The sequence below is a fragment of the Pseudomonas sp. Sample_10 genome (genome assembly GCF_004321495.1).
Lineage (GTDB): Bacteria > Pseudomonadota > Gammaproteobacteria > Pseudomonadales > Pseudomonadaceae > Aquipseudomonas.
This window is the reverse complement of sequence record NZ_RCOE01000176.1, coordinates 1-2,757: the sequence shown is the minus strand read 5'-3', so window position 1 is coordinate 2,757 and position 2,757 is coordinate 1. Positions and strand designations below refer to the sequence as shown.

Annotated in this window: 3 protein-coding genes and 3 tRNA genes; all 6 read left to right on the top strand. The window is 53.9% G+C overall.

Annotated features, from left to right (window positions below):
- Positions 1–131 precede the first annotated feature (131 nt).
- The 6 genes from birA (at position 132) to D8U18_RS17290 (ending at position 2,717) form a co-directional block, all read left to right on the top strand.
- Positions 132–1,091: a bifunctional biotin--[acetyl-CoA-carboxylase] ligase/biotin operon repressor BirA gene (gene birA, locus D8U18_RS17315; RefSeq protein WP_056855890.1), complete on the top strand. Its 960-nt coding sequence runs from the start codon at positions 132–134 to the stop codon at positions 1,089–1,091.
- Complete coding sequence (locus D8U18_RS17310) at positions 1,081–1,830, top strand: pantothenate kinase (protein WP_131108076.1); 750 nt, start codon at positions 1,081–1,083, stop codon at positions 1,828–1,830. Before birA ends, D8U18_RS17310 begins: the two co-directional genes overlap by 11 nt.
- Positions 1,831–1,837: 7 nt before the next feature.
- Positions 1,838–2,290 (top strand): hypothetical protein, encoded by a 453-nt coding sequence (locus tag D8U18_RS17305; RefSeq protein WP_056855888.1) that lies wholly within the window; start codon positions 1,838–1,840, stop codon positions 2,288–2,290.
- Between the two features lie 143 nt (positions 2,291–2,433).
- Positions 2,434–2,518 (top strand) — tRNA-Tyr (locus tag D8U18_RS17300).
- 23 nt (positions 2,519–2,541) lie between these two features.
- A tRNA-Gly gene (locus D8U18_RS17295) sits at positions 2,542–2,615 on the top strand.
- A gap of 26 nt (positions 2,616–2,641) precedes the next feature.
- Positions 2,642–2,717, top strand: a tRNA-Thr gene (locus tag D8U18_RS17290).
- The last annotated feature ends 40 nt before the right edge of the window (positions 2,718–2,757 follow it).

Here is a 2,757-nt window from a genome sequence, read left to right as displayed (position 1 = left end):
AATTCCGAAACCCCAATTGCGAAAGCAGTTGGGGTTTTGTTTTGTCCGCAGGAAAATCCGTCTCCCTTGATTTCTATGCATTTGCTCGGGGCGTGGCTATCATGCGGGCCTCATTGTGAGGCGGGACTTGCATGCTGACTTTGTTAAAGCTTCTTAAAGATGGCCGATTCCATTCAGGTCAAGCGCTGGGTGCTGCCTTGGGTGTTAGTCGCAGTGCTGTGTGGAAGCAGCTTCAGCACTTGGAAGCTGAGCTGGGTTTGTCCATTCATAAAGTTCGAGGGCGGGGTTATCAATTGGCAGCGCCATTGACGCTGCTTGATCCTGCTGAGATAGCGAGACTTGCCCCATCTTGCGAGTGGCCTGTTCTGGTCTTCGATTCAATTGATTCCACAAATGCCGAGGCTCTGAGAGCGATAGAGCGTCTCCAGGTCGCGCCCTTTCTGGTGCTTGCCGAGCGTCAAACGGCGGGGCGCGGGCGGCGGGGACGTAAGTGGGTCAGTCCATTTGCGGAGAATGTTTACTTTAGCCTGGTGCTGCGCATCGAAGGCGGGATGCGTCAGCTGGAGGGGTTGAGTCTTGTCGTTGGGCTTGCTGTCATGCAGGCGTTGCGTGAGCTTGGTGTTTCCGAGGCGGGTTTGAAGTGGCCGAACGATGTTCTGGTAGGTCAAAAGAAGATTGCCGGTATCCTGCTTGAGTTGGTTGGCGATCCAGCTGATGTCTGTCATGTGGTGCTGGGTGTTGGGATTAATGTAAACATGCAAATGACCGATGAGGTTGATCAGCAATGGACGTCCATGCGACTGGAGTCCGGCAAGATGTTTGATCGAAATCAGTTGGTGGCAACACTAGGTGTGATGCTGCAGAGGTACCTTGCTCGCCATCAGGCCACAGGCTTTTCTTCCATCCAGGCTGAGTGGGAGCAGCATCACTTGTGGCAGGGGCGCGCTGTGTCATTGATTGCGGGCGTAAATCAAATAGATGGCGAGGTGCTGGGGATCGATAATCAGGGGGCTCTGCGCTTGAAGGTAGGCGGTGTGGAAAAAGTCTTTAGTGGTGGTGAGCTGAGCCTGAGGTTGCGCAATGATTCTTGAGCTCGACTGCGGAAACAGTTTTATCAAGTGGCGTGTGCTCGAATCGAATGCCCGGGTGGTGGTGGGTGGCGGGGTTGTTGATTCGGATCTTGCTTTGCTCGCGGACTTGAATCTACTCGAGGGACTGGCTCTCAAGCACTGTCGGCTGGTCAGCGTGAGGACTCAAGAGGAGACCGGGCTGTTGGTCTCTCTCTTGAAGGAATCCTTCGGCGTATCGGTCGTTTGTGCTTCGCCTGCCCGGGAAATGTCCGGCGTTCGAAACGGTTATGAAGAGTTCGAGAAGCTGGGTCTCGACCGCTGGCTCGCCCTGCTTGGAGGGTTTCATTTGGCGGCTGGGGCGTGCCTTGTGTTGGATTTCGGTACTGCGGTCACAGCCGATTTCGTTGCGGCGGATGGGGGGCATCTCGGTGGGTTCATATGCCCCGGTATGCCATTGATGCGAAATCAACTTCGCACGCATACTCGCAAAATTCGTTACGGTGATCTTGCGGCTGAACGTGCATTGGAAAGTCTCGAGCCAGGGCGTACAACGGTTGAGGCTGTCGAGCGCGGTTGCCTGTTGATGCTGCGGGGGTTCGTGTTGACGCAGCTCGGACTGGCGCGGGAGCGTTGGGGTGACGATTATGCGGTTTTCCTAACGGGTGGTGATGCAGCTCTGGTCTCCGAAGTGGTGCCTGAAGCCAGGGTGGTTCCGGATCTGGTGTTTGTCGGTTTGGCGATGGCGTGCCCTTTAGCCTGAGGTACTTATGCGTTGGTTGTTTTTGCTGCTGCTTGTTCTCAATGTGTTTTATTACATTTGGCATCAACAAGAGGCTCCGCTGCGCGCGAAGGACGTAACGCCTTTGAGTTTGTATCGAGGGTCGCAGCACGATATCCGGCTGTTGAGCGAGACCGAAGTCGCGTCTAAAGATAAAGAGAAAGAGAAAGAGAAAGCGGTCCAGGTGGACTCAAACTGTCTTTATGTAGGTGGTTTTGCGCGCCAGGATGTTGCTCAGGGGCTTGAACGAAGACTGACAGGTATGGAGGTCAGGTTTCAGGCCTTGCCTCGAGGTAGCGCTGAATCAGCGGGTTATTGGTTGCGCGTGGCCCCGGAGAGCCGGCGCTGGCTGGATGATCTGCAGCTGATAAACCTTTCTAAAGAATTCAATGAGTTAAAACATAAAATAATGCCTTGCGAGGGGGTTGCACCCTTCGAATAGTTTGCATAGAATGGCGCCCGCTCCACAGCGAACACCGGAAACGGTCAACGGCGTGGGGCGAGGTCAACGCAGCTAACCTCAGGTTTTTAATGAGAAAAATGCTTGACAGAAGGCTGGCATGATGTAGAATGCCGGCTCGCTTAGGAGGGGTTCCCGAGCGGCCAAAGGGATCAGACTGTAAATCTGACGTCTACGACTTCGAAGGTTCGAATCCTTCCCCCTCCACCATTTTAGCGAGAGCTGTAAGCCTCGCGGGTATAGTTTAGTGGTAGAACCTCAGCCTTCCAAGCTGATGATGCGGGTTCGATTCCCGCTACCCGCTCCAAGTTTACAGGTTTTGCACAGTGTTTCGCTCTTGTAGCTCAGTTGGTAGAGCACACCCTTGGTAAGGGTGAGGTCAGCGGTTCAAATCCGCTCAAGAGCTCCATATAACAAGGCAGATATGAAAATATCTGCCTTTGTTTTAA

Excerpts from the sequence above, each read along its gene's own strand:
- birA (WP_056855890.1), top strand. The coding sequence starts at position 132 with ATGCTGACTTTGTTAAAGCTTCTTAAAGATGGCCGATTCCATTCAGGT.
- D8U18_RS17310 (WP_131108076.1), top strand. The coding sequence starts at position 1,081 with ATGATTCTTGAGCTCGACTGCGGAAACAGTTTTATCAAGTGGCGTGTG.
- D8U18_RS17305 (WP_056855888.1), top strand. The coding sequence starts at position 1,838 with ATGCGTTGGTTGTTTTTGCTGCTGCTTGTTCTCAATGTGTTTTATTAC.